Origin of the sequence: Saccharibacillus sp. WB 17 (assembly GCF_008634075.2) — a bacterium.
GTDB classification, from domain to species: Bacteria; Bacillota; Bacilli; order Paenibacillales; family Paenibacillaceae; genus Saccharibacillus; species Saccharibacillus brassicae.
Genome location: NZ_VPFK02000047.1, coordinates 50,931 through 73,145, shown reverse-complemented (window position 1 = coordinate 73,145; position 22,215 = coordinate 50,931). Strand labels below are relative to the sequence as shown.

The 22,215-nt window shown below is 59.5% G+C and carries 22 protein-coding genes; 19 read left to right on the top strand and 3 right to left on the bottom strand.

Annotated elements, in window-relative coordinates:
• The first annotated feature begins 17 nt into the window (after positions 1-17).
• Both FTE24_RS22205 and FTE24_RS22200 read left to right on the top strand, forming a co-directional pair.
• A complete protein-coding gene (locus FTE24_RS22205) occupies positions 18-974 on the top strand; it encodes a hypothetical protein (RefSeq protein WP_150228723.1) in 957 nt (318 codons plus the stop codon).
• A 141-nt stretch (positions 975-1,115) separates the two neighbouring features.
• A complete protein-coding gene (locus tag FTE24_RS22200) occupies positions 1,116-1,613 on the top strand; it encodes a hypothetical protein (protein ID WP_150228724.1) in 498 nt (165 codons plus the stop codon).
• A gap of 34 nt (positions 1,614-1,647) precedes the next feature.
• On the opposite strand, the gene FTE24_RS22195 is transcribed toward FTE24_RS22200, so the two are convergent.
• Entirely contained in the window at positions 1,648-2,124 is a 477-nt protein-coding gene (locus FTE24_RS22195) for a GNAT family N-acetyltransferase (RefSeq protein ID WP_150228725.1), read from the bottom strand.
• Between the two features lie 123 nt (positions 2,125-2,247).
• Between FTE24_RS22195 and FTE24_RS22190 the strand changes: the two genes are divergently transcribed.
• The 5 genes from FTE24_RS22190 to FTE24_RS22170 all read left to right on the top strand — a co-directional run bounded on the left by FTE24_RS22190 (position 2,248) and on the right by FTE24_RS22170 (position 5,476).
• Positions 2,248-2,796 (top strand): GrpB family protein, encoded by a 549-nt coding sequence (locus FTE24_RS22190; protein WP_150228726.1) that lies wholly within the window; start codon positions 2,248-2,250, stop codon positions 2,794-2,796.
• Positions 2,793-3,566 carry an HAD family hydrolase gene (locus tag FTE24_RS22185; RefSeq protein ID WP_150228727.1) on the top strand — a complete coding sequence of 258 codons (774 nt, stop codon included), beginning with the start codon at positions 2,793-2,795 and terminating at the stop codon, positions 3,564-3,566. Before FTE24_RS22190 ends, FTE24_RS22185 begins: the two co-directional genes overlap by 4 nt.
• 98 nt (positions 3,567-3,664) lie before the next feature.
• Entirely contained in the window at positions 3,665-4,018 is a 354-nt protein-coding gene (locus FTE24_RS22180) for a hypothetical protein (protein ID WP_150228728.1), read from the top strand.
• 38 nt (positions 4,019-4,056) lie between these two features.
• Positions 4,057-4,518 (top strand): DUF6882 domain-containing protein, encoded by a 462-nt coding sequence (locus tag FTE24_RS22175; protein WP_150228729.1) that lies wholly within the window; start codon positions 4,057-4,059, stop codon positions 4,516-4,518.
• A gap of 34 nt (positions 4,519-4,552) precedes the next feature.
• A complete protein-coding gene (locus FTE24_RS22170; protein WP_150228730.1) occupies positions 4,553-5,476 on the top strand; it encodes a phosphotransferase family protein in 924 nt (307 codons plus the stop codon).
• 22 nt (positions 5,477-5,498) lie between these two features.
• On the opposite strand, the gene FTE24_RS22165 is transcribed toward FTE24_RS22170, so the two are convergent.
• Positions 5,499-6,011 (bottom strand): TetR/AcrR family transcriptional regulator, encoded by a 513-nt coding sequence (locus FTE24_RS22165; protein ID WP_150228731.1) that lies wholly within the window; start codon positions 6,009-6,011, stop codon positions 5,499-5,501.
• 118 nt (positions 6,012-6,129) lie between these two features.
• On the opposite strand from FTE24_RS22165, the gene FTE24_RS22160 reads away from it, so the two are divergent.
• Positions 6,130-7,110 carry an alpha/beta hydrolase gene (locus FTE24_RS22160; RefSeq protein ID WP_160441866.1) on the top strand — a complete coding sequence of 327 codons (981 nt, stop codon included), beginning with the start codon at positions 6,130-6,132 and terminating at the stop codon, positions 7,108-7,110.
• 319 nt (positions 7,111-7,429) lie between these two features.
• Here FTE24_RS22160 and FTE24_RS22155 read toward each other — a convergent pair whose 3' ends face one another.
• Complete coding sequence (locus FTE24_RS22155; RefSeq protein WP_150228733.1) at positions 7,430-8,116, bottom strand: hypothetical protein; 687 nt, start codon at positions 8,114-8,116, stop codon at positions 7,430-7,432.
• Positions 8,117-8,326: 210 nt separating this feature from the next.
• Here FTE24_RS22155 and FTE24_RS22150 point away from each other — a divergent pair, with 210 nt between their 5' ends.
• The 11 genes from FTE24_RS22150 (at position 8,327) to FTE24_RS22100 (ending at position 22,130) form a co-directional block, all read left to right on the top strand.
• Positions 8,327-9,343 carry a phosphodiester glycosidase family protein gene (locus FTE24_RS22150; RefSeq protein WP_150228734.1) on the top strand — a complete coding sequence of 339 codons (1,017 nt, stop codon included), beginning with the start codon at positions 8,327-8,329 and terminating at the stop codon, positions 9,341-9,343.
• A 3-nt stretch (positions 9,344-9,346) separates the two neighbouring features.
• Entirely contained in the window at positions 9,347-10,360 is a 1,014-nt protein-coding gene (locus FTE24_RS22145) for a bifunctional glycosyltransferase family 2/GtrA family protein (RefSeq protein ID WP_150228735.1), read from the top strand.
• Positions 10,361-10,507: 147 nt separating this feature from the next.
• Positions 10,508-11,008 (top strand): hypothetical protein, encoded by a 501-nt coding sequence (locus FTE24_RS22140; protein ID WP_150228737.1) that lies wholly within the window; start codon positions 10,508-10,510, stop codon positions 11,006-11,008.
• A gap of 124 nt (positions 11,009-11,132) precedes the next feature.
• Positions 11,133-11,951, top strand: coding sequence for a class I SAM-dependent methyltransferase (locus FTE24_RS22135; RefSeq protein WP_150228739.1), 819 nt, complete (start codon positions 11,133-11,135; stop codon positions 11,949-11,951).
• 76 nt (positions 11,952-12,027) lie between these two features.
• Positions 12,028-13,881 carry a heparinase II/III domain-containing protein gene (locus FTE24_RS22130; protein ID WP_150228741.1) on the top strand — a complete coding sequence of 618 codons (1,854 nt, stop codon included), beginning with the start codon at positions 12,028-12,030 and terminating at the stop codon, positions 13,879-13,881.
• 169 nt (positions 13,882-14,050) lie between these two features.
• Positions 14,051-14,284 carry an RNA chaperone Hfq gene (gene hfq / locus FTE24_RS22125; RefSeq protein WP_141449650.1) on the top strand — a complete coding sequence of 78 codons (234 nt, stop codon included), beginning with the start codon at positions 14,051-14,053 and terminating at the stop codon, positions 14,282-14,284.
• A 168-nt stretch (positions 14,285-14,452) separates the two neighbouring features.
• Positions 14,453-15,820: a dihydrolipoyl dehydrogenase family protein gene (locus FTE24_RS22120; protein WP_150228744.1), complete on the top strand. Its 1,368-nt coding sequence runs from the start codon at positions 14,453-14,455 to the stop codon at positions 15,818-15,820.
• A 132-nt stretch (positions 15,821-15,952) separates the two neighbouring features.
• Complete coding sequence (locus FTE24_RS22115) at positions 15,953-16,735, top strand: DeoR/GlpR family DNA-binding transcription regulator (RefSeq protein ID WP_160441865.1); 783 nt, start codon at positions 15,953-15,955, stop codon at positions 16,733-16,735.
• A gap of 169 nt (positions 16,736-16,904) precedes the next feature.
• Entirely contained in the window at positions 16,905-18,662 is a 1,758-nt protein-coding gene (locus FTE24_RS22110) for a class I mannose-6-phosphate isomerase (protein ID WP_150228747.1), read from the top strand.
• A gap of 12 nt (positions 18,663-18,674) precedes the next feature.
• On the top strand, positions 18,675-19,610 hold the full coding sequence (locus FTE24_RS22105; RefSeq protein ID WP_150228749.1) for an ROK family protein: 936 nt from the start codon (positions 18,675-18,677) through the stop codon (positions 19,608-19,610).
• Between the two features lie 66 nt (positions 19,611-19,676).
• Entirely contained in the window at positions 19,677-22,130 is a 2,454-nt protein-coding gene (locus FTE24_RS22100) for a glycoside hydrolase (RefSeq protein WP_160441864.1), read from the top strand.
• Positions 22,131-22,215: the final 85 nt, after the last annotated feature.

The following is a 22,215-nucleotide window of genomic DNA, read 5'->3' as shown; positions in this document are numbered from 1 at the left end:
GACGGAGGGGATCGAACATGAATCGTATGCTTCTGAGTCACGGTCTGTCCATCATTTCGACTTGTCGAACAGCAAGCGGAGACATCTGGCAGGCGCATTTCGGCGCGGCGGCGATCGGAAGTTATTTTTTTGTTAAAAACAACCGATTGGATGAACCTACCTCACAGCGAATTTTCGTTCAAGCCGAACAAATGGCGTTGTCCGCGTTGAAGGAAGAGGATGGCTCACACCTCCGGTGCGAAGAGATCATGAACCCGGTCGAAGCGGAATCGATTCTGTTGGAAGCGCTGGAAAGCACGATCGACGGTCTGCACTGGGTCGGTCATAACGTGATTTACAGCGCGGCGAGCCTGTCGGCAATTCGCGAATTGGACGGGTGGGGAGATCGGGAACAAATTGCGGGTATCGCCGATTTGATATGCTCGTTCGACAAAACGATTCCCGGACGTTCGTGGATCGGCTATACCGCGGGGGACGTCAAACGGTTGACGATCGATCCGGAAGACGATTTCCCGCCGATCCGCACGCCTGAACAGTTGTCGGAATTCGTGCTGGAAGAACTGGATGCTTTTCCGGTCATTTATCGCGCGGAAGCCCATCACGACCTGATCGGCCATCTGCTGACTTTTTCGCATGCGCTGAACGTGCTGTACGATCTTGGCTATCCGGAATTTTTCCGTCGAGGAATGGTTCCGCTGTTCAAACTGGCCAAAGCGCTGCGCGCCAGCCGCTCGATTTCGGCTATGCAAACGATCAAGCTGGTGTCTCCCGTGGATCGGCTTCCGCTGCAAAAAGCGAACCGAAATCCAAAATTGCCGATCGAAAGCGGATTTTGGAACAAGGACTACGGAAAAAGCGGTTGGGATTTCGGCCATGTGTTCAAGTTTCCGCACAGCTTTTACGATCATCTCTCGCGTGTGCACACGAAGAAGGCGTTTTATGTGGAAGCTTTTCGGTACATCCTCGTTCAATAAACGTACAGGAAAGCGCAAACGCGCAAAAACCGGCAGATCGGTTCTTCGGAATCGGTCTGCCGGTTTTTGGTTCGCGGTTGGAGCGCAGGGAAGAACAGGGTATACTGGACAGAACAGAAATTTGGAAATGGGTGAATACGCATGAACGATGCACGCAGACGTCTGCTTTATCTGGGACTGGGCGAGTGGGCAGCCGGCTTTTGCTTCGTATTCCTGTTCGCGGCCTGGCAGCACGAGTTGTCTGTCGGAACAGCCGCCCAATGGGCGCTGGCGCTGCTCGTCTTCGTGCTGGGGCAGGGCGGGACGTATTGGCTGATCCGGTACCGGTCGCTTTCGCGGCGAGAGCCGATCGGCCGGAATGTCGTCAACTTGTTCACCGGACTGCGCTACATAGACCGGCTGCTGCTGTTGGGCGTTCCGGTCGCGATCCTCGCTGCGTATGAAGGAACGCCGGACCTTTTGTTCGCGATCGCCTGTTATCTTTTCGCCGCGGCCGAGTACGTCAATTATTATGAATTCCGATTGAGTTACGGCAAATCGGGCTTCAACGTCAAAGAACTGCGGAACACCGGGCTCAGACGATCCAGCCTGCATCGCTTGCTGCGCAAAGAGCGGTCCAAAAATCCTTATCGGGGATAAGAATGAGTAGACATCGGACCTGATCTTTCTGGCGTCACAGCTTCAGCACCGTGATCGGTTCGCCGTCGGTGAATTCGCCGTTGCCTTGGAAGCCGAAACTTTCGTACAGCCGCTTGGCATGGACATTGTCGGCTTCGTACGGAATCCAGCAGTAGGACGCCGGTCCGGCGGGGAACGTACGGATGAACTTCAAAATTTCCGTCATCGCTTCCCGGCCGTAGCCGCGGTTCTGGAACTTTTTGTCGATCATCAGCCGCATGATGCAGTAACTGTCGTCCACGATGGGCGGAAGCTCGTAGCCGGTGTCACCGTGAATGATCATGACGAACCCGACCGGCTCTTCGTCCGCGTAGATCGCCAGCGGAAACGGACGGCTGCCGTTGGTGAGCAGCACGTAGCAGGACGCGACGCTGGACAGATTCGAGGCGACGTAGCTTTGTTGATGGTCTTCGACTTCCAGATTGAAAATGGCGCGCCGGTTATCCAACGTGATTTTGCGCAGAGTGATCATGAAAGAGGCTCCTTTTTTCCGTTTTTGATTGTGATTGTATTTTCCGTAGAATGAACAGATCGCGGGCGTATAAAGTTTTATCTTTTTCCAAAAATAAAATCCGAAGAAGGAGCGACAAACTCGATGAGCGAACCCCAAAACGATTGGCCGATCTGGGCGACGGAAGCGGTAGAGATCAAGCCGGGCGACGAGACCTGGGCGGCAAAAGGGCAAGCGGAGGCGGAGCATCTGCATCGGCTGCTGTCTCCGTACGGCGTACGCGAGATCGAACATATCGGCAGCACGTCGATTCCCGGCCTGCCGGCCAAGCCGATTCTCGATCTGATGGCGAAAATTCCGTCCTACGACGAACTGGAAGCCGTGATCGCGCGTTTACAACAGGAAGACTGGCATTACGTGCCGCTTGCGCTGGACGGGCATGAATGGCGGCGCTTTTTTGTCAAAGTGGAGAACGATCGGCGCAAATGCCATCTGCATCTGATGCGGGAACACGAGGCACGCTGGGACGTCCAGCTGCGCTTCCGGGATCGCATGCGGAAGCAGCCGGAGTCGGTCCGGCAGTATGCCGAGCTGAAGCGGGACCTGGCCGAGCGCTACACGGACGACCGGGAAGCGTATACGCGTGCGAAAAGCGAGTTTATTGAGAGCGTGCTGGAAGGAGGTCATCGATGAAGTACGTCAGCTCGAGAATCGAATCATTCAACTTGAAAAGAAAAGAGGGAACTGATGTCAACTCCTTTTTCGATGCTGACGATTCAGTCCCGGCCATGATCCGCGGCATCCTGTTCGATCTGGACGGAACGCTGCTGGATCGGGAACGATCGCTGCGCGCTTTTCTGCACGATCAATATGCGCGAATGCCGGACATGCATACGCTGCCGCGGCACGTTTTTACGGAACGGTTCGTGGCATTGGACCAACACGGCTACGTGTGGAAAGACGTCGTCTACGGCCGACTGATCGAAGAAACGGGCTGGAAGCTGAGCGCGGAACAACTGCTGGAAGATTACATCAGCGGGTTCGGCCGGCATTGTATCGGGTTTCCGAACCTGATTCCGATGCTGGACAAGCTGCGGAGTCTGAATCTGCGGCTTGGCATCGTCTCGAACGGATTTACGAATGTTCAGCGGGCGAATATCGAAGGGCTCGGCATCGCGGATTATTGGGACGAGATTCTGATTTCCGAAGCCGAAGGACTGCGCAAGCCCGATCCCGCGTTGTTTGGCCGGGCGTTGGAGCGGTTGGGACTGCGCCCCGGCGAAGCGGCTTTTGTCGGCGACCATCCGGCGAACGACGTCGAAGCAAGCGTTGCGGCGGGCATGGTCGGCTTGTGGAAAAGAAACGATGTCTATGATCCTCCCGCCTGCCGCCATCTGGCGATCGACGATCTGATGCAGGTCGCCGTGTGGGCCGAAGCCGAACGAACCGAACCTTTTCTATAAAGGAACAAGATCGGTTATACTGGAGCATGACACGCCAACGCACGGACAACAAGACGATCGCCAGGCTCCGGTTGCGGCAAGGTTATGAGGAGGCAAGGATGAAAGATTACATTATTTCTTACAGCAAACGGGAGCGTTACGCGGAGATCGATTACGATCGTTCCGAACAGTTTGAGCATTATTTTTGCGGGTTCGTGCTTCAGAATGCGCTGCCGGAACGACTGAGCTGGCTCATTCGGGAACGCCAGGAGCTGATCCGCCAAGTCGTGCTGACGCTGCTCGACGACGTGGAAGAAGAGATTCATACATACGATCTGCGGCTGGAAAAATCGGGCGAACGGGTCTTCGACGTGTCGCTCTCGGGCGACGAGCTGACGTTCTTCACCCGCTACGCTGTCGGCGACGAATTTCTGGACACGTATCCCGACGACGAATCGTCCGCGCGGGGCTGACGACCGTCTTTTACGACAAACCCCCAAAAGGAGAACCCATGATACGCGAACAATTCGAACAGTTTCTCGGCAAGGCCCGGCAGGAGTTGGAAGACAAGCAGCAGAAGTTTATCGCGGAGTCGGACGTAAGCGGCTACAAAGAATACTGGATCGACATTCCCGGAAGCCGGCTCGAATTCATCGAAGGGCAGCAGGCCAAAATTTCGTACGAAGCGATCTGCATCGGAAGCTGGTCGCAGGCCAAAGGCAGCTGGATGTGGGCTTGGGCGCACGACAGTTTCCCCGAACCGGTGCGCCGCCAATCGGCCCGCCTGCGGGAGCTGTACGAGATAACGGGCAGCCCTGTTTTTGCGGAAAAAGAAGTTCCATGCAACGAACCGGGCGCGCTCGAATTGACGGCGATGTCGATCCATCATCTGGATGCGATCGGCATGTACCGGATTCCGGGCGAGCAGGCGTATCTGTACGTCGCGGTGATGCGCAAGATCGAATCCCAATAACGAACGACCACGACCCCACTACAGGAGGCTTCCTATGACCGAATCCCGCTTCGAATCCCGTATTCGCAAGCTTGCGGCCGAGACGCTGGGCAGCGAGCCACAAGACTTCCGGCGGATGACGTTCGGCCACCGCAACGTCGTCTACCGCGCGAAATCGGATGATCGTTCGATCATCCTGCGCACAAACGAAGACTTTGCGGTCATGCGCGGCACCGCCGCCAATATGGAAGATCTGCGCGAACTGGGCATTCCGATGCCCCGCCTGCTGGCGTTCGATACCGAAGGCGGCAGCTATCCGTTCGCTTATATGGTGCTCGAAGAAATTCCGGGCCGCGATCTGCGCGACGAACTGGAAGACATGACGCAGGCGCAGATGACGGCTGTCGCGGAGCGTATCGCGGCGTATCAGAAGCAGGCGGCGCGCCTGCCCCGGGGAGCCGGATACGGCTGGGTGCCGATCGGCCACGCCGGTCCGTTCCAGACTTGGCCGGACCTGATACGCGCCGATCGGGAGAATCATTTCCGCGATAGCGCGGAAATCGTCGGCGAGCAGCGGCTGGTCAGGCTGGACGAGCGGCTTGAACGGCTTGCGGCTTACTTGGCGGCGGTCGAACCGGTCTGTTTTCTCGACGATCTGACGATCAAAAACGTCATCGTGGAGCAGGGCGAGCTGCGCGGCATCGTCGACTTCGACGTCGTGTGCTACGGCGATCCGCTGTATTGGATTGCGCTGACGCAGACGGCGATCGTGTGCGACGTCGGCGAACACCGGCTCTTCTACGCGGACGAGCTGTGCCGGGCGATGGATCTGGACGAAGCGCAGCGGGAGATCGTGAACGTGTACGCCGCGCTGTTCGCCGGATCGTTCCTCGAGACGTGCCGGGCGAACGGTGACGCGGAAGCGGAGCGAAGACTGCTGGATCAGCTGGACGATTGGCTGAAAAAGCGAGACGTCTGAACGATTTGTTCAGGCGTCTTTTTTATGGGAAATTGACGGTCTCCAGACAAATCTCAACCAGCGCGTCGATCGGTTCTTCGCAGTTGTGCCGCACCCAATAGAAGCAAATATTCGACAGCATACCGATAAACCCGAGCAGTTTGAGTGGAGAGATCGCGGTATGGGACGTTCTTTTGAGATAAAAGCGGTTGGTGCGGTGAATCATTCCGAGATAAGGATCGTTCAGGATCAGGAGGCGGATATACGTTTTGTACTCGCGAATGACCGTAAACAGCCGGGTGAGAAACAGCCGTTTGTTGGAAGCGGTCAGGCGCGAAGGCGTATGCTCGGCGATCGTCTGCAAAAAAGCATCATAGAGCTGGATCAAAATATCTTCTTTGGACTCGAAATGGCGGTAATAGGTCATTCTCGATACGCCGGCTTTGCCGATAATGTCTTGGATCGAGATTCGGTCCCACGCGCGTTCTTCGAGCAGCTGCAGAAAAGCTTCCTGGATCGACGCTTTGGACAGTTGTTTCAGTTGTTCGTTGCCCATGTGTGACACTTCCTTTCCTTTTGTACCATCCGGCCGGAACGCTATGGGGTTACAGAGTTTGAGGTGTTATGATTGTAACATCTTGAAACAGCAAACCAAACCCAAGGAAGTGGAAACGATGAGAAAAAGAACGTTTTTCGCGCTGGCAATCGCTGCGGCGGTCGGAGCGACGGCCGTAAGCGCGATCTATGTCAATAAAGTCGAACACCAATCGCTGCGCAGCAAAGTATGGGCCGGACTAATTCAGGCAAGCGGCACCCAAAAAAGATTTTCTTCGGAACAGTCGATGGAGGCCAGCCTGCGGGACGTCGAAGACTCGCGAGATTACCGACTGCCGCGCAAAGATTACAAAAGCAAAGTCGAGCTGGAACGGTACGAAGGCATTCCCGTGTATACATTCAACGCCCGGCCGGATCGCGGTCAAAAAACGGTACTGTATCTCCATGGAGGAGCGTGGGTGTACCAGCCGACGTCGTTCCATTGGACTTTTATCGACAAACTGGCGCAGGCAACGGATGCGAAAGTGATCGTGCCGATCTACCCCAAAGCGCCGAACCATACGTATGCGGAGACGTTCGATCTGCTGCATGGGCTGTATCGCTCGGCGCTGGAGCACGTCGAAGATTCTGCACGGGTGACGGTGATGGGCGATTCGGCCGGCGGCAATATTTCTCTGCTGCTGGGACAGCGCCTCGTCGATTGGAATCTTCCCCAGCCGGGACGCTTCATCGTGTTCTCGCCTACGCTGGATTTGTCTTTTACGAATCCGGCTATTGCGGACTATGCACGGCGGGACCCGATGCTGGCTGTTCCGGGTGCGCGTTACGCGGCTTCTCTATGGGCCGGCGGCGAACCGCTGGACAGCCCGCTGTTGTCTCCGCTGTATGGCGATTTTGCCTCGATGGCGCCGGTGACGATGTTCGTCGGCACTTACGAAGGCGGCTATCCCGACAGCGCGAAGTGGGACGCGGCGCTGACGGAACAGGGCATCGAGCATCGCTTCTACGCGTATCCGAAAATGATTCACGTCTTCCCGTTATACCCGATTCCCGAAGCGGAGCAGGCTTTTGCGCAGATTGTTGAAGCGATGAACGGATGATGGACCGAATGCACGGATGATGAACCGAATGAACGGATGATAGACCGAATGTTGACTTTTGATTCACATTTCGCGAATAGATGATCTCTTTTTGCCGAAAAGCTGACTTGATATCAACAAATTCTTCTGCTGCGGACGATTTTGGACCGGATTGAGGAGAATTGTTGATCGGAAGTCAGCTTTTTTGATTTTGGAAAAGAAAAAGACGCGAAATGTTGACTTCCGGTGCACATTGGCGTCCGGGTGCGGCTTCAATCCTCAAGCTGTGCTTGTAAGCGGCTGCTTCTTGGCCCAGTTTACCAGCTTATCCCGGTCTAGCTTACGAGCGCAGCAAAGCCTCCGGGAAGCTGCCGGTCGTCTCGTATTTGCATATATACGTCCCGCCCGAGATCGGGCGCAGCAGGTTGTGCCGCACCAGGCTGTTCAGCACGCCGCGCGCTTTGCGGTGACAGAAGCCGTAGCGGTCCCGCAGGTCTTTGGGACGGATCTCCTGCCCCAGACTCCAGGCCAGGCGCAGGACGTCTTTCTCTTCCGGGGACAGCCGGGAAGGAGATGCGGCGGAAGCCGTTCCCGTCAAAGGCCCGAGGCTCAGCTGCAGCAGCATCCGGCAAACTTCCGGGCGGTCCCGAATATCGTCGAAAGAGAAATGCAGCATTTTCCAACCCATGCCGGTCAGAAAAGAATCGCGGTTCAGCGCGTGGCTGAATTTTTCGCGATCCATGTCTTTGATATGGCTTTGGAAGCCGTCGCATTCGATTCCGATCCGTGCGCCGCCGCGCGGCAGAAAAGCAAAATCCAAAAACTGCGAGCGGCGGTTCCAATCCTGCACTTCGTATTCCGGATGCAAATCGTCGAAGCGGCCGAGCAGCGGCCACCAAATATGGCGCAGAAAAAGTTTCTCCGCATATTGATGCCCGCGCTCCAGCCGTCCCCGGCGTTCGCCGGAGCGGGCTTCGAGGTGCTGCTTTACAAAGCGCTCATGCGCAGCTTCGAATTCTTTGGACATAGGAACGTCTCCTTCCAAGTAAAAGAACTAAATAAACGCAAAAACGCCCTTACGGCAGGAGCCGGAAAGGACGTTCTTCGTCGCTTGCTTATCTACGATTGGCACAAGTATAGCATGAAGCGGCGGGCGGCGACCTGTTTTCTTTTCAGATTCATTTAAGCCGGCTCTTCTATTATAAGCTCATCCCAGCACACGAAGAGGTGAGTTTCCATGACAAATACAAACCGAAACGACAAACGACCGGCCGTATCCCGATCTTTTTTGAGACGCAAAGGGCTTATTGTCGTGCTGGTCCTGCTCGTCACCGTCGGATCGATCCTGTACGCGTTGGCCGACCGCTATCTGATTCCCCATGTCGAAGCGGTCGTGACGGACGCGCCGGTCACGGCCGCGGGCAGCGGAGCTTCCGGAGTAACCCAGGCAGCATCAGCGGCCGAGACCGGAACCAGTACCAGCGCCGAGACCGAAGCGTCCGCCGACGATTGGAGCTATAGCAGCGACGACGTGGACATCCGCATCAAGCAGGTGGTGACCGGCTCGGGCGCGGATCAAATTACGTATTACGTCGCCGACGTGGTGCTTCAGGACGCGGCCGACCTCAAGTCGGCGCTGGCGCATAACAGCTTCGGCACGAACATTACGGACAAGACGTCGAATATCGCGGCGGATGCCGGCGCGATTCTCGCGATCAACGGCGATTATTACGGATTCCGCGACGACGGCGTCATTATTCGCAACGGCACGCTGTACCGCGACGAACCGGCCCGAAGCGCGGTGGCGCTGATGAACGACGGAACGATGCGGACGTACGACGAGACGGTCACGTCTTCGTCCGAACTGATCGAATCCGGCGTGCTCCAGACGCTGTCGTTCGGTCCGATCCTCGTGCAAAACGGCGAGATCGCCGGCGATTTCGACAGCGTCAGCATCGACCGCAACTTCGGCAATCGGTCGATCCAAGACGCCAATCCGCGTACGGCGATCGGCATGGTGTCGGCCAACCATTACGTATTCGTGGTCGTTGACGGCCGTTCGGACGAGAGCCGCGGCATGACGCTTGACGAACTGGCGGCGGTCATGCGGGATCTCGGCGCGACCGAAGCGTACAATCTCGACGGCGGCGGTTCCTCGACGATGTATTTCCGGGGACGGGTCGTCAACAATCCGCAGGGCGAACACAAAGAACGCGGCGTCAGCGACATTCTGTACGTCGGCGAGGGGGAATAAGCCATGACCGTGCTCATTCCAGCCTACGAACCCGACGTCCGCCTGCTGAACCTGATTCTCAAGCTCCAGCAGTACGGCCTCGGCCCGATCGTGATCGTCGACGACGGCAGCGGCCCGGCTTATCGCGGCCTGTTCGAGAGCGCCCGGGCCTACGGCTGCACGGTGCTTACGCATCCCCGCAATCTCGGCAAAGGCCGCGCGCTCAAGACCGGCTTCCGGCATATCCGCAGCTGGGATTCGCGCGAAGGCGTCGTCTGCGCCGACAGCGACGGCCAGCATCTGCCGGACGATATCCGGGCGGTCGCCGAAGAACTGCGCCGCCGGCCGTTCGGCAGCCTGGTGCTCGGCAGCCGCCGATTCACGGGCAAAGTGCCGCTGCGCAGCCGCTTCGGCAACAGCGTCACCCGCGGCGTGTTCGCGATCGCGACCGGCGGCAAAGTGCGCGATACGCAGACCGGGCTGCGCGCTTTTCCATACGAGATGCTGGACTGGCTCTGCGACGTGCCCGGCGAACGGTTCGAATACGAGATGAACATGCTGCTGGCGGCGCGCCGGGAAGGGTACGTCATACGCGAAGTGACCATCGAGACCGTCTATTTGGAGGCAAATAAATCGTCCCATTTTCGCCCCTTGGCCGATTCGCTGCGTATCTATGTGCCGATCTTCGCGTTCGGCGCGTCGTCCGCCGCTTCGGCGCTGATCGATTTCCTGCTGCTGTTCGTGCTTCAGTCGCTGACGCACCATCTGTTCTTCTCGGTCGCCGCCGCGAGGCTGTGCAGCTCGGTCTTCAACTACACGGTGAACCGCAAATACGTGTTCGGCGGCCCGAATGCGGCGCAGGTGCGCAGATCGCTGCCCAAATATTTCTCGCTCGCCCTGTTGGTGCTGCTGCTCAATTACGGGCTGCTCTATTTCTACAACGAACAGCTGATTCTGCCGCTTGTGGTGGCGAAGATTCTGACCGAAGCGTCGATCTTCGCGTTCAGCTTCTGGATGCAGCGGCGGTTCGTGTATTGAGCGCGGATTACAGGCAGACAAAGGCAAGCTTGTTCGGTCTTGGATCGAACAAGCTTTTTTTGTTTGATTTGGCGGGTTGACCGAACGACTTGGCGGGCAGCGCGTTTATACAGAGAAGGATCAAACCGCAGACAGGAGAGAATCAGTATGCCCAAAAAAATTCAAGTTACCTTCATCGCGCTCTGCACCGTCATGACGTTGGCCGCTTGCGCCGATCGACCGGAGGCCGCCGCGCCGCCGGTGACCTCTTCGGCCGCTCCCGCCGCTCCCGCCGCGCCGCAGCCGGAGCAAACGGCTGCGCCGGCCATGACGACCGGAGTGGAGATCGACTGGGACGATATCGACAGCCCGCTGTGGGAAGAGGACATGCGCGGACCGCTGGAAGCCGCCCTGCACGCGATCGTCGACAAAGACGCCAAAGCGCTGAACGGGGCGCTGTCCCCCGATGCGGCGGGCATTTTCGAGTACATGCTGGAGAACGACTACAAGTTCGAAGAAATCGATGACGTGCACGCAGAAGCCGGAAGAGTGCTCGTTCCGGTAGGGAGCGAACTTGCGTTGAACGGCGAAACGCCCAGAGAGGTTGAAGTTACGTTCTATTTCGAGCAGGATGGAGCCGGGATATGGCGAATAGTTTCTATAGATTAGATGGAAGCGAGATGGAAGCGAGACCGATGTGAACGAAAAAGAGTACCGGACAAGACTGAGCGTAATAACAGCGAGGACAGCGAGCCGGGCAGAAGCCCGATCCCAAGGAAACGGAGAGATAAGCATGACGAATCTGATCGATTACTACAGCGCTTTCGACGAATGGGGCCGGCTGGACCGGGAACCGATCGAATATATCGTGAACCTGCATCATCTATTGGCGCATCTGCCGCAGCAGGCCCGCGTGCTCGATAACGGGGCGGGTCCGGGCAAATATGCGGTGGCGCTTGCGAAAAAAGGCTTTCGGCTGACGCTGACGGATCTCACGCCGAGACTGGTGGAGACGGCGGAGATCAAAGCGCGCGAAGAAGGCGTGAGCGACCGCTTCGACGGCTTCCATGCGCGGGATGCGCGCGACCTGAACGGGCTCGGCGATGCCAGCTTCGACGCTTCGCTTATGCTCGGACCGCTGTATCATCTGCAGCGGGCGGAAGATCGCGACCTCGCCGTGCGCGAGCTGCGCCGCGTGACGCGGCCCGGCGGGCTCGTCTTCGTCGCGTTCATGCCGAGAACTTCGTTCCTGCGCAAATCGCTGGCGCAGCCCAGCGCGTGGCGGCCGAACGATACGGCGGCAGGCTTGAACCGGTTTATGGCTTCGGGCGCGTTCGACCATGCCGACGAAGGCCGCTTCACCGGCGCGTATTATTTCGACGTTAACGAGATCGAACCGTTCATGGAGAGCCGCGGCTTCGAGAGTCTCAAGCTGGTCGCTTCGAGCAGCGTGGCCGGCAGTATGACGCCGGAGCAGTGGGACTACTGGCGGGAACGCGGCGAAGAAGAATACGCGGCGGTCGTCTCGCATCTGATCGACGTCTCGGACGACCGGCATATTCTTGGCTTGTCGCCGCATGTGCTGTATATCGGCCGCCGGAGCGAGAACTGAACGACAAAGCCCGCATGAAGCTGCACGCATGATCCACGCATGATCCGAGGCAGTCCACCCGACAAGGAGGAAGATCATGATCCCTTATCACCGTTTGAGAGAAGCGATCGTACAGGCGGAGCATCGCCCGGCAGCTCTGGCCGGCGCGGCGTTGACGCCGGAGAAGTTGGCGGAGATTCGCACCTCGCGCCGCCTGGCGCACCTGCTGGGCGAAATCCGGGCCGAAGCGGACCGGGCGGTGCGCGAACCACTGCCGCCGCTGCCGTTTGACGACTTCCGATTGTTTCGCGAACAGGGTACCCGGCTCGAATACGAACGTCCGTATTTTCGCCGCCGGGCCCGGCTGCTGTCGCTGACGCTTGCGCTGCTGGTCGACGGGGACGACAAGTACATCGAGCCGCTGGAAAATACGGTATGGGACCTCTGCGGCGAATATGCCTGGGCGGTACCCGCGCATCTGCCGTATGCCGGGAGCGGGACGGATGCCGAACTGCCGCCGGATACGGTCGTCGACCTGTTCGCCGCGGAGACGGCGCATGCGCTGGCCGAGATGCTGCTGCTGGTCGGCGACCGGCTGCATCCGTGGATCGCGCAGCGGGTACGGAGCGAGATCGAGCGCCGCGTCTTCGGACCGGTCTTTGCCGCGGAGCGCCCGTTGTTCTGGTTCGCCGCGGACCATAACTGGTCGGCGGTGTGCGCGGGCGCGGTCGGCATGGCGGCGATGCTGCTGGTCGAAGACCGGGAGCGGCTGGCTGCCATGCAGGCTCGGGTCTGCGATGCGATGGACAGCTTCCTGTCCGGCTACGGGGACGACGGCTGCTGCATGGAAGGCGCCGGCTATTGGACGTACGGCTTCGGCTATTTCGTCTATTGGGCCGAGATGCTGCACGCGTATACCGGCGGCGCGGTAGATTTGCTGCAGGGCGGCAAAGTCCGGATGATCGCCGGATATGCCGGCCGCGTCGCGCTGACGCTGCCGGCCTGCGTCAATTATTCGGACTGCTCGCCGACGATGCAGCTGCACGCGGGCCTGATCGACCTTCTGCGCGGCCGGATCGGGGCGGATACTCCGTATGCGGAGCCTCTGTCTCTGCATGACGACCACTGTTATCGTTGGCCGCATCAGGTCCGGACGCTGCTGTGGTCGGAAGAGGAGCCATCGAGGCTTCCTGTTCCGTCCGCCGGCACGGTTTATTTTGCCGACGCCGGCTGGATTATCGACAAGCGCCGCACGCCGGCGGGCTTGTTCGCTTTTTCGACCAAAGGCGGACATAACGACGAGCCGCATAACCATAACGACCTCGGCCATTTCATCGTGCACGCCGCCGGCGAGACGCTGCTGACCGATCTGGGCCCCGGCGTCTATACGCAGAACTATTTCGGGCCGAACCGTTATGACGATCTGCATACGTCGTCGTTCGGGCATTCCGTGCCGGTCGTGAACGGCTGCGCCCAGAGCGGCGGCCGCGAGCGCCGCGCCGACATCGTCCGCAGCGAACAGGCAGGCGATCGGCTGCAGGTCGAGCTCGATCTGACGCAGGCGTACGGCGCAGAAGCCGGCTTGAACTCGCTGCGGCGGCAGTTTGTGTGGACGTGCCGGGAAGGGCAGCCGTCCGCGACGCTTGAAGTGCAAGATGAGTTCGAATTCGCCGCAGCCGGCGGGGAAGTGACGGAACATCTGATCAGCCTGCATCGTCCGCAGTTGGACTTCGGCTGCGTGAGTTGGCAGGGAGACGCCGGGCGGGTCGAACTTCGGTACGACCCGGCCGTTTTCGAAGCGGCGCTGGAAGTTCTGGATAGCCAGGAGCATCTCGGCGCTCCGCAGACGGTCTACCGGACGGCGCTGCAGGCGCGTTCGCTTGCGCGGCGCTTCGTCGGCGCATGGACGCTGGAGGTCGGAAGTGCCGTCGCCGCGGACCATGAGGACTGAGCGGGCCTGCGCACATCGTCCGGACAGACGGCCTGCCCGAAGCCGCTTTCGAAGCGGCGCACGCCGTTTTTTGAGCAGACATGACCTGAAATGGTATAATGACCGGGAGCCGTGTCGACGCACGTTCGATACGGATTCGATCCCAGGCACACAGAGAGAGGGATACAACATGTCCAACGGAACATCCGGAGAACCCAAATCGAGCTTCAATCAGGACGACCAGCTGCGGCAGCTGCTCGAGAGCGGCAAAGAATGCACGGTCATCACGACCAACGGCGTACGCGTGCAGGGCAAGATCGAAGCGTTCGACCGTTTCGTCATCGTCGTGCGCATGTCGGCGGGCAAGCAAAGCCTGATCTACAAGCATGCGGTTTCGACCGTCGTGGCCGAAAAAGTCAAATAAGATTGTTCGACAACGGACGGCCCGGGCGGGGCGGCGGCAGGATCGCGGCTCTGCCCGGGCCGTTTGGCCTGCACGCTTACAGAACGCGAGAGCGGAAGCCGGCGATTCGGGTAATGGGTTAACGAGACCAAGCGCAACCTACCTTATACCGAGAGCGGGGAACTTCCTATGAACCAAACATCCGACACCACTTTTGACCTGATCGTGCTTGGGACCGGCAGCGCCGGGCAAAACGTCGCGACGGCGTGCCGGGAGCAGGGCTGGAGCGTGGCGATCATCGATCCGCGCCCGTTCGGCGGCACGTGTTCGCAGCGCGGCTGCGATCCGAAGCGCGTGCTGGCCGGAGCGGCCGAACTGATCGCGCGCAGCCGACATTTTACGGGCAAAGGCATTCAAACCGAAAACGCCATCGACTGGGCCGACCTGATGGCGTTCAAAAATACGTTTACGCAAGGCATTCCGGAATCGACCGAAGAAAAGTTCGAACAGGCGGGCATCCGTTATTTTCACGGCACCGCTTCGTTTACCGATAAACACACGATTTCGGTCGGCGAACATAAGTTGACCGGCGGCAAGATTCTGATCGCGACCGGCGCCCGACCGGCGACGCTCGGATTCGACGGCGAAGAGCTGCTGCTCCACAGCGACGATTTCCTCGATCTGGAACGTCTGCCCAAGACGATCGCGTTTATCGGCGGCGGCTATATCTCGTTCGAGTTCGCGCATATCGCGGCCGAAGCGGGAGCGAAAGTGCATCTGATCCACAACAACGACAAGCCGCTCAAAAATTTCGATCCCGATCTCGTACAGGCGCTGGTCGGCAAAATGGAAGAGATCGGCATCGCGTTCCATCTGAACACGCAGACGGAGAAGCTGTCGCGCTCCGGCGACGGTTACGTGCTCGAAGGCAAGCAGGACGGCAAGCCACTGCGCCTGGAATGCGAAGCGGTCGTGCACGGCGCCGGCCGGATTCCGAACGTGGACGAACTGGATCTTGCGACGGGCGGCGTCGACTTCGACAAAAAAGGCGTGACCGTCGACGAGTACCTGCGCAGCGTCAGCAATCCGGACGTGTATGCGGCCGGCGACGTGTCCGGTTCGCCGGGACTGTCGCTGACACCGATCGCCGGACTCGAATCCCGCGCCGTCGCGGCCAACCTGCTCAAGACCGACAGCTCGAAGCCCGATTACACGGCGACGCCGTCGATCGCGTTCACCTATCCGATGCTCGCTTCGATCGGGATGAGCGAAGAGCAGGCCCAAGCCAGCGGCAAAGATATCAAAGTCAATCTGCTCGATATGTCGGACTGGTACACGTACAAACGGGTCGGCGAGAAGCCGAGCATGGCCAAAGTCATACTCGACAAATCCGACGGTACGATCCTCGGCGCCCATATCCTGAACGGCGAAGCGGAACATCTGATCAACTACTTCGCGATCGCGATGCGTCAGGGAATGACGGCGGAGCAGCTGGGCGATACGCTGTTCGGCTATCCGACGGAAGGCAGCGACATGACGTATTTGTTGGAGCTGTAAGGGCTGCCGACGATTTGCTTGAAGATTGGATGTTCGTTCCACATGAAGCGGTCCCTGCGGGCCGCTTTTTCCATGTTCGTTTGTGTTAGAATGAGAGAGTTAGGTTGTCAGAATAGGAAAAGAGGTGCGCATATGCTGCCATTGCAACGCAAGCAAGCTTTATTTGCTTATCTCGCCGACAAAGGCGCGGCTACGCTAAAAGAAATGAGCGTTCATTTTGGCGTCTCGGAAATGACGATCCGCCGGGATCTGAACGCGCTGGAACGCGAGAACCTGATCAACCGTTCGCACGGAGGCGCGGTCTATCGCACGCCGGCGGCGGAAGAAGGCTGGGACGAGCCGGCGCTCACGACCAAAGCGTCCAGCAACCGCGATACGAAGAATCGATTGGCCGCTTATGCGGCGCAGCATTTTGTGCGCAGCGGCGGCACGATCGCGCTGGAGAACGGGACGACGGTGTCGCGCATGGCCGAACATCTGGAAGGGTTGGACGAAGTGACGCTGCTGACCAACGGGATCGACACGCTGAATCTGTTTCGTCCCTACGCTTCGGAAAAGCGCACGATGATCAGCTGCGGAGGACTGTTCCGCGACAAGTCGGGCACGTTCGTCGGTCCGGAAGCGGAGCGGTTTTTCGCGCAGTACCATGCGGACGTTTTGTTTTTGTCCGCGCTCGGATATACGCATGAATCGGGCTTTACCGATCCGAACCTGCTTGATACGCAGGTGAAGAAAGCGATGATCCGCTCCGCCGGGCAGGTCGTCATGCTGCTCGATTCGTCCAAAGTCGGCCAACGCTTCCTGACCCAGGTCGCTGCGCTGGACGATATTCACGTATGGATTACCGACGAGGGGTTGGAAGAAGAAGAGCGGATGCGGATCAGGGAGGCGGGGATCGACCTGCACGTGGTCTGACGCGGGAACGGGTAACGAATCGCGCGAAAACGGGGCGTGGACAGGGCGTGGACAGGAGAAAACAACCTTGACCGATAAACGTCAAAAACTTTTTTTGTTCGTTTTTGTTAATATGTGTTAACTTGTGCTATATTGAAATCATCAAAAAGTAAGGGGTGATCTTATATCGATGTCAGCCGATTATGATCAAGAGCCTTTTGTCCCGATCCGCGGGCACGACGAAGAAGCTTGGGCAGGGTATACGGCAATTGGAGAGGAACTTGCTCGCGCCGTCGAACGGCTGGGCAGGCCGAAGACCGTGATCGTGGTCGAAAGTTATCCCGGCGTTCGCCGGGCGGAGATCGTCGCCGGATGCAAGCAGGCGCTGTCCGCGTTTTCGCTGGACGTGCGGGAAGCCGAAGACGCGGCGCTGCCGCCGTCGGGCGTGCAGCGCAAGATCGAACGGTATTTGACCGACGATCGCGTGTTCGGGTATCTGTCTTCGTTTCGCATCGACGAGTTCTATGAGGCAGACAAGTTGGAAGATTTGCGGGCTTCGATCGAAGCGTCGTCCGCGCAGATCGTATTGGTGATCGGCTTCGGCGCTTCGCTCGCCGTCCGCGGCGATCTGCGGCTGTACGCCGATCTGACGCGCTGGGAGATCCAGCAGCGCCTGCGCAGCGGAGAGATCGGCGGCTGGCGGGAGACGCAGCCGGAAGACGATCCGCTCAAACGGTACAAACGCGGCTTTTTCTTCGAATGGCGCATGGCCGACCGCTTCAAGCGGGAGCATCTGAGAGAAGCCGATTATTATCTGGACACGAACGTCCGCGATGCTCCCGTCATGGTGACGGGCCGCGCGCTGTTCGCGGGCCTGGCCCAAGCGGTCGGACGTCCGTTTCGGCTCGTGCCTTATTTCGATCCCGGCGTGTGGGGCGGCCAGTGGCTGCAGCGGCATATCGGGCTGCCCGGGCGCGATCACCCTTACGCGTGGGGATTCGACGGCGTGCCGGAAGAAAACAGCCTGTATTTTCGCTACGGCGCCGTACGCCTGGAACTGCCGGCGATCAACCTGGTCATGTTCCGGTCGATCGAACTGCTCGGCGAGCCGGTCTATGCCCGGTTCGGCGCCGAATTCCCGATTCGGTTCGATTTTCTCGATACGATCGGGGGGCAGAACCTGAGTCTTCAGGTGCATCCCGATACGGCCTATATTCGCGAACAGTTCGGCATGGCGTACACCCAGGACGAGAGCTATTACATTTTGGAGGCCGAGCCCGGAGCGGAAGTCTATCTCGGCCTGCGCGAGAACATTTCCGCCGAAGAGATGATCGCCGATTTGCGGGCGGCGCAGGACGGCGGGGTTTCTTTTCCGGCCGAAGACTACGTCCAGACGTTTCCCGCATCCGCGCATGACCACTTTCTGATTCCCGCCGGTACGGTGCACTGCTCCGCATCCGGGTGCATGGTGCTGGAGATCAGCGCCACGCCTTACATTTTCACGTTCAAACTGTGGGACTGGGATCGCGTCGGACTGGACGGCCGGCCCCGGCCGGTACATCTGGAGCACGGCGAACAGGTCATTCGCTGGGACCGGACGACCGCCTGGACGGAAGCGGAATGCGTCAACCGCGTCGAAGAGATCGAACGCGGACCGGGTTGGACCGAAGAGCGGACCGGCCTGCACAAGCTGCAATTTATCGAGACCCGCCGGCATTGGTTTTCCGAAGCGGTATCGCATGAACAAAATGGAAGCGTTCACATGTTGAATCTGGTCTCGGGCGAAGAAGCGACGGTGGAGAGTGTGGACGGCTCGTTCGAACCGTTCGTGATCCGCTATGCCGAGACGTTTATCGTGCCGGCCGCGGTCGGCGGCTACACGATCCGCCCGAGCGGGCCGAGCGCCGGACGAACGATCGGTACGATCAAAGCCTATGTGCGCGTCTAGGAGGTGGCGAAGATGTCTTCTTCCCTGATCGTCGCGTTCGATGTCGGAGGAACACAGATCAAAGCGGCCGCCGTCGTCGACGGGGAAATCGTCGACGCGACGGTCGGGTATTACCCGGCCCGATCGGATCTGCCGGCGGGGGACTGGATCGCGCATGCCGCGAACCTGTTCGGCGAAGTACTCGCCAAAGCCGGCACGGACGCACCGGTCGACGGATTCGGCCTCGCTTTTCCCGGGCCGTTCGACTATGCAGCCGGCGTCAGCCGCATCCGCGGGCTCGGCAAGTTCGAGCCGCTGTACGGCCTTCCGGTCGGCCGGCTGCTGCAGCTGGAGCTGCAGGCGAATACTGCCGTCGGCCGCCGGCTGGCGCCGCATTTTCGAATCGCGTTCGAGAACGACGCGGTGCTGTTCGGGCTGGGCGAGTCCGCTCCCGGCGGAGCGGCGCATGGGGCGCAGCGGGCGATCTGCCTGACGATCGGCACGGGTCTCGGTTCCTGCTTTCTCGAACGCGGGCAGCCGGTCCGACGCCGCGCAGACGTGCCGGGTGAAGGTTGGCTGTACGACGCGCCTTATGGGAGCGGCATCGCGGACGATTATATATCCCGCAGAGGCGTACTGGCTTTGGCGGCTGACATGGGCCCGGCCGCAGCGGGACTTGACGTGCGCGAACTGGCCGAACTCGCGGAAGCCGGAGACGCCGGGGCGCGGCGCGTGTTCGAACGGTTCGGACAGCGGATGGCACAGATTCTGCTGCCGCATGTGCTGCCGTTCCGGCCGGACGTGCTCGTGCTCGGCGGACAAATTTCCCGCAGCGCCCCTCTGTTCGTCCCGTCTCTGGCGAGCGGTCTCCGGCCGGATGGTCCGGAGATCCATATTCGCGTCAGCCGCAGCACGCTCGCCGGCACGCTGCGCGGGATTCACGCTTGGATGACCAGCAGGCAGGATTGATACACGGACATGACGGACAACGAAGCCGCGCAAGCGGCGTACCGGATCTCAATGGAGGCGACAATCATGCAAAAAACAGCGAAAAAGTGGAAGATTTACGTGGTGCACCATTCCCATACCGATATCGGCTATACGGAACGGCAGGAGAAAATCGAGCAGTACCAGGTAGACTTTATCCGCCAGGCCGTGGCGATTTGCGAAGCGGCCCGCAGCGGCGAGCATCCCGAATGGGCCGGGTTCAAATGGACGTGCGAAACGTTCTGGGCCGTCGAGAAATTTCTGGAGGAAGCCGAAGAGGACGAGAAGGAGCGGTTCGTCGACGCGCTGCGCCGGGGCGAGATCGAGCTGTCCGGCACGTATTTGAACATGACGGAATTGATCGGATACGAGCTGCTGAGCGAGATGGTGTCGAGAGCGGGCCGGTTCGCGCAGCCGCTGGGCCTTGCGGTGCGTTCGGCGATCACGGCGGATATCAACGGGTACAGCTGGGGCTACGCACAGGCTTTGGCGGACGCCGGGATCGAACATCTGCTCAGCAGTATCCATACCCACCACGGCATGTTCGCGATCGGCCGCAAACAATTTCCTTTTTACTGGGAGACGCCCGGCGGCAGCCGCATCCTCGTCTGTAGCGGGGAGCACTACATGATGGGCAATGATCTGGGGCTCAATCCCGACGGCATGCTGTCCTACTCGATCCAGGACGAGACGCCGATCTGGGGCATCTCCGAAGATCATTGGCACGTCGCGGAGACCCGAATCGGCCGGTATCTGGAGCAGCTTGAACAGGAAGGGTATCCGTACGATTTCGCGCTCGTCAACGTGATGGGACTGCTGCGGGACAACGCGGCACCGAACGGACGCATCATGAGCTTTATCCACGAGTGGAACGCCAAGCACGGCGATACGGTCGAGGTCGAGATGACTACGCTGGACCGTTATTTCGATCTGCTCAAGCAGCAGGACGTCGAGATTCCCGTACATAAGGGAGACTGGCCCGACTGGTGGTCGGACGGCGTCGCTTCGACCGCGATGCATACCCAGATTTTCCGCAATGCGCAGCGTACGCTGTCGCTCGTCAAACGGCTCGATCCGCAGCGGGAAATCGTCGACGCGGACGAACTTCGGGAAGCGGAGCAGCAGCTGATCCTGTATGCCGAGCATACGTGGGGCTATCATTCCTCGATCTCCGAACCGTGGCATCCGCTCGTGCAGGAACTGGCCGTCCGCAAAGAAGCGTACGCCGCCGGAGCGAGCCGCCTCGCCCATCGCTGCCTGGACCGGGTCACGAGAGATCGCGGGGACGTGCTGCTGCGGGCGAATCGCGCTTTTACGTACAAGGTGATCAATTCGTTCGCTTATCCGGTCGAAGATTTGGCGTTTATGTATCTGGAAGAACAGTGGGAAGCGGACTATTTCCGGCACGGCCTGGAAGTGGTGGACGAAGAGACCGGAGCCGTCGTGCCCCATCAGCAGGAGCGGGTAAGCCGGGGCTACCAGATCGCGATCATGGCCGAACTTGAAGCAGGCGGGGAAAAAAGATATTCGATCCGCAGCGTGCGGCAGCAGGCGGCGGGCAGCGGCGGCAGCAGCACCCGGTTGGTCGGCGCCGACCGCGTGCACGATATCCGCGACCTGATCGCGCCGGCGCAGGGCGCGCAAGCGCTGCAGGTCGTCGTCACGGAGAACGGAATCGAATCGCCGCATGTCCGGATCGCCTGGACCGCGGGCGCGGGCATCCAGTCGTGGATCTACAAGCGGACAGGGCGGGAGATGATCGATGCCAGGCAGGCGCACGGCGCTTTTACCCCCGTGTACGAAGTGACCGAGAGCGAGCGCGGCGATCAGATGACCGTCCGCAGAATCATGGGCCGCAACCGCAAAGGGATGAATGTGCAGCGCTTCGCGGGCCGTCTGACCGGCGTCAAGGAGATCGCGAACGGGCTTCTCTATACGACCGTGCAGCTGACCTACGCCGTGGAAGGCATGAGCCATTACTCGCTGTTCCTTCAAGTGTATGCCGGACTTCCGCGCGTGGACGTATCGGTGCGCCTGCACAAAAACAGCGTCTGGGAACCGGAAAACGTCTACGTGTCCCTGCCGTTCGCCGGCGAAGGCAGCGGGCAGCTCTGGCTTGAAAAAGCCGGCGCGGCCGTGCGGCCGGGCATCGACCAGATTCCGGGTACGCTGACCGACTTCTACTGTATTCAGGATGGTTTGGCGTTTACCGGTCCAAGCGGCGGACTTGCGCTGTCGACGCCGGACACGCCGCTGATCCAGACCGGACCGCTGGCTTTCGGCGAGCGCAAAGTGCACGGACAGCAAGGCGAAGCAGATACTTCGTCGCTGTACGCGTGGGTGATGACGAATTATTGGGAAACGAATTTTAAAGCGACGCTCGGCGGATTTTACGAGTTTCGCTATATGCTCCAGTGGGGCGAAGATTTCGACGCGGCAGAACCGGCTTTTCGCGTGAATCGCAGTACCAATACGGGAACGGTAGCGTTCCGCAGTCTCTAACGCACAGATCGACGAAGCGCAGGAAGGGCGAATCTCCGGGAGGAGCCCTTGTCTGCGCTTTTGCCGACAAAAAAGCACCCCGGTA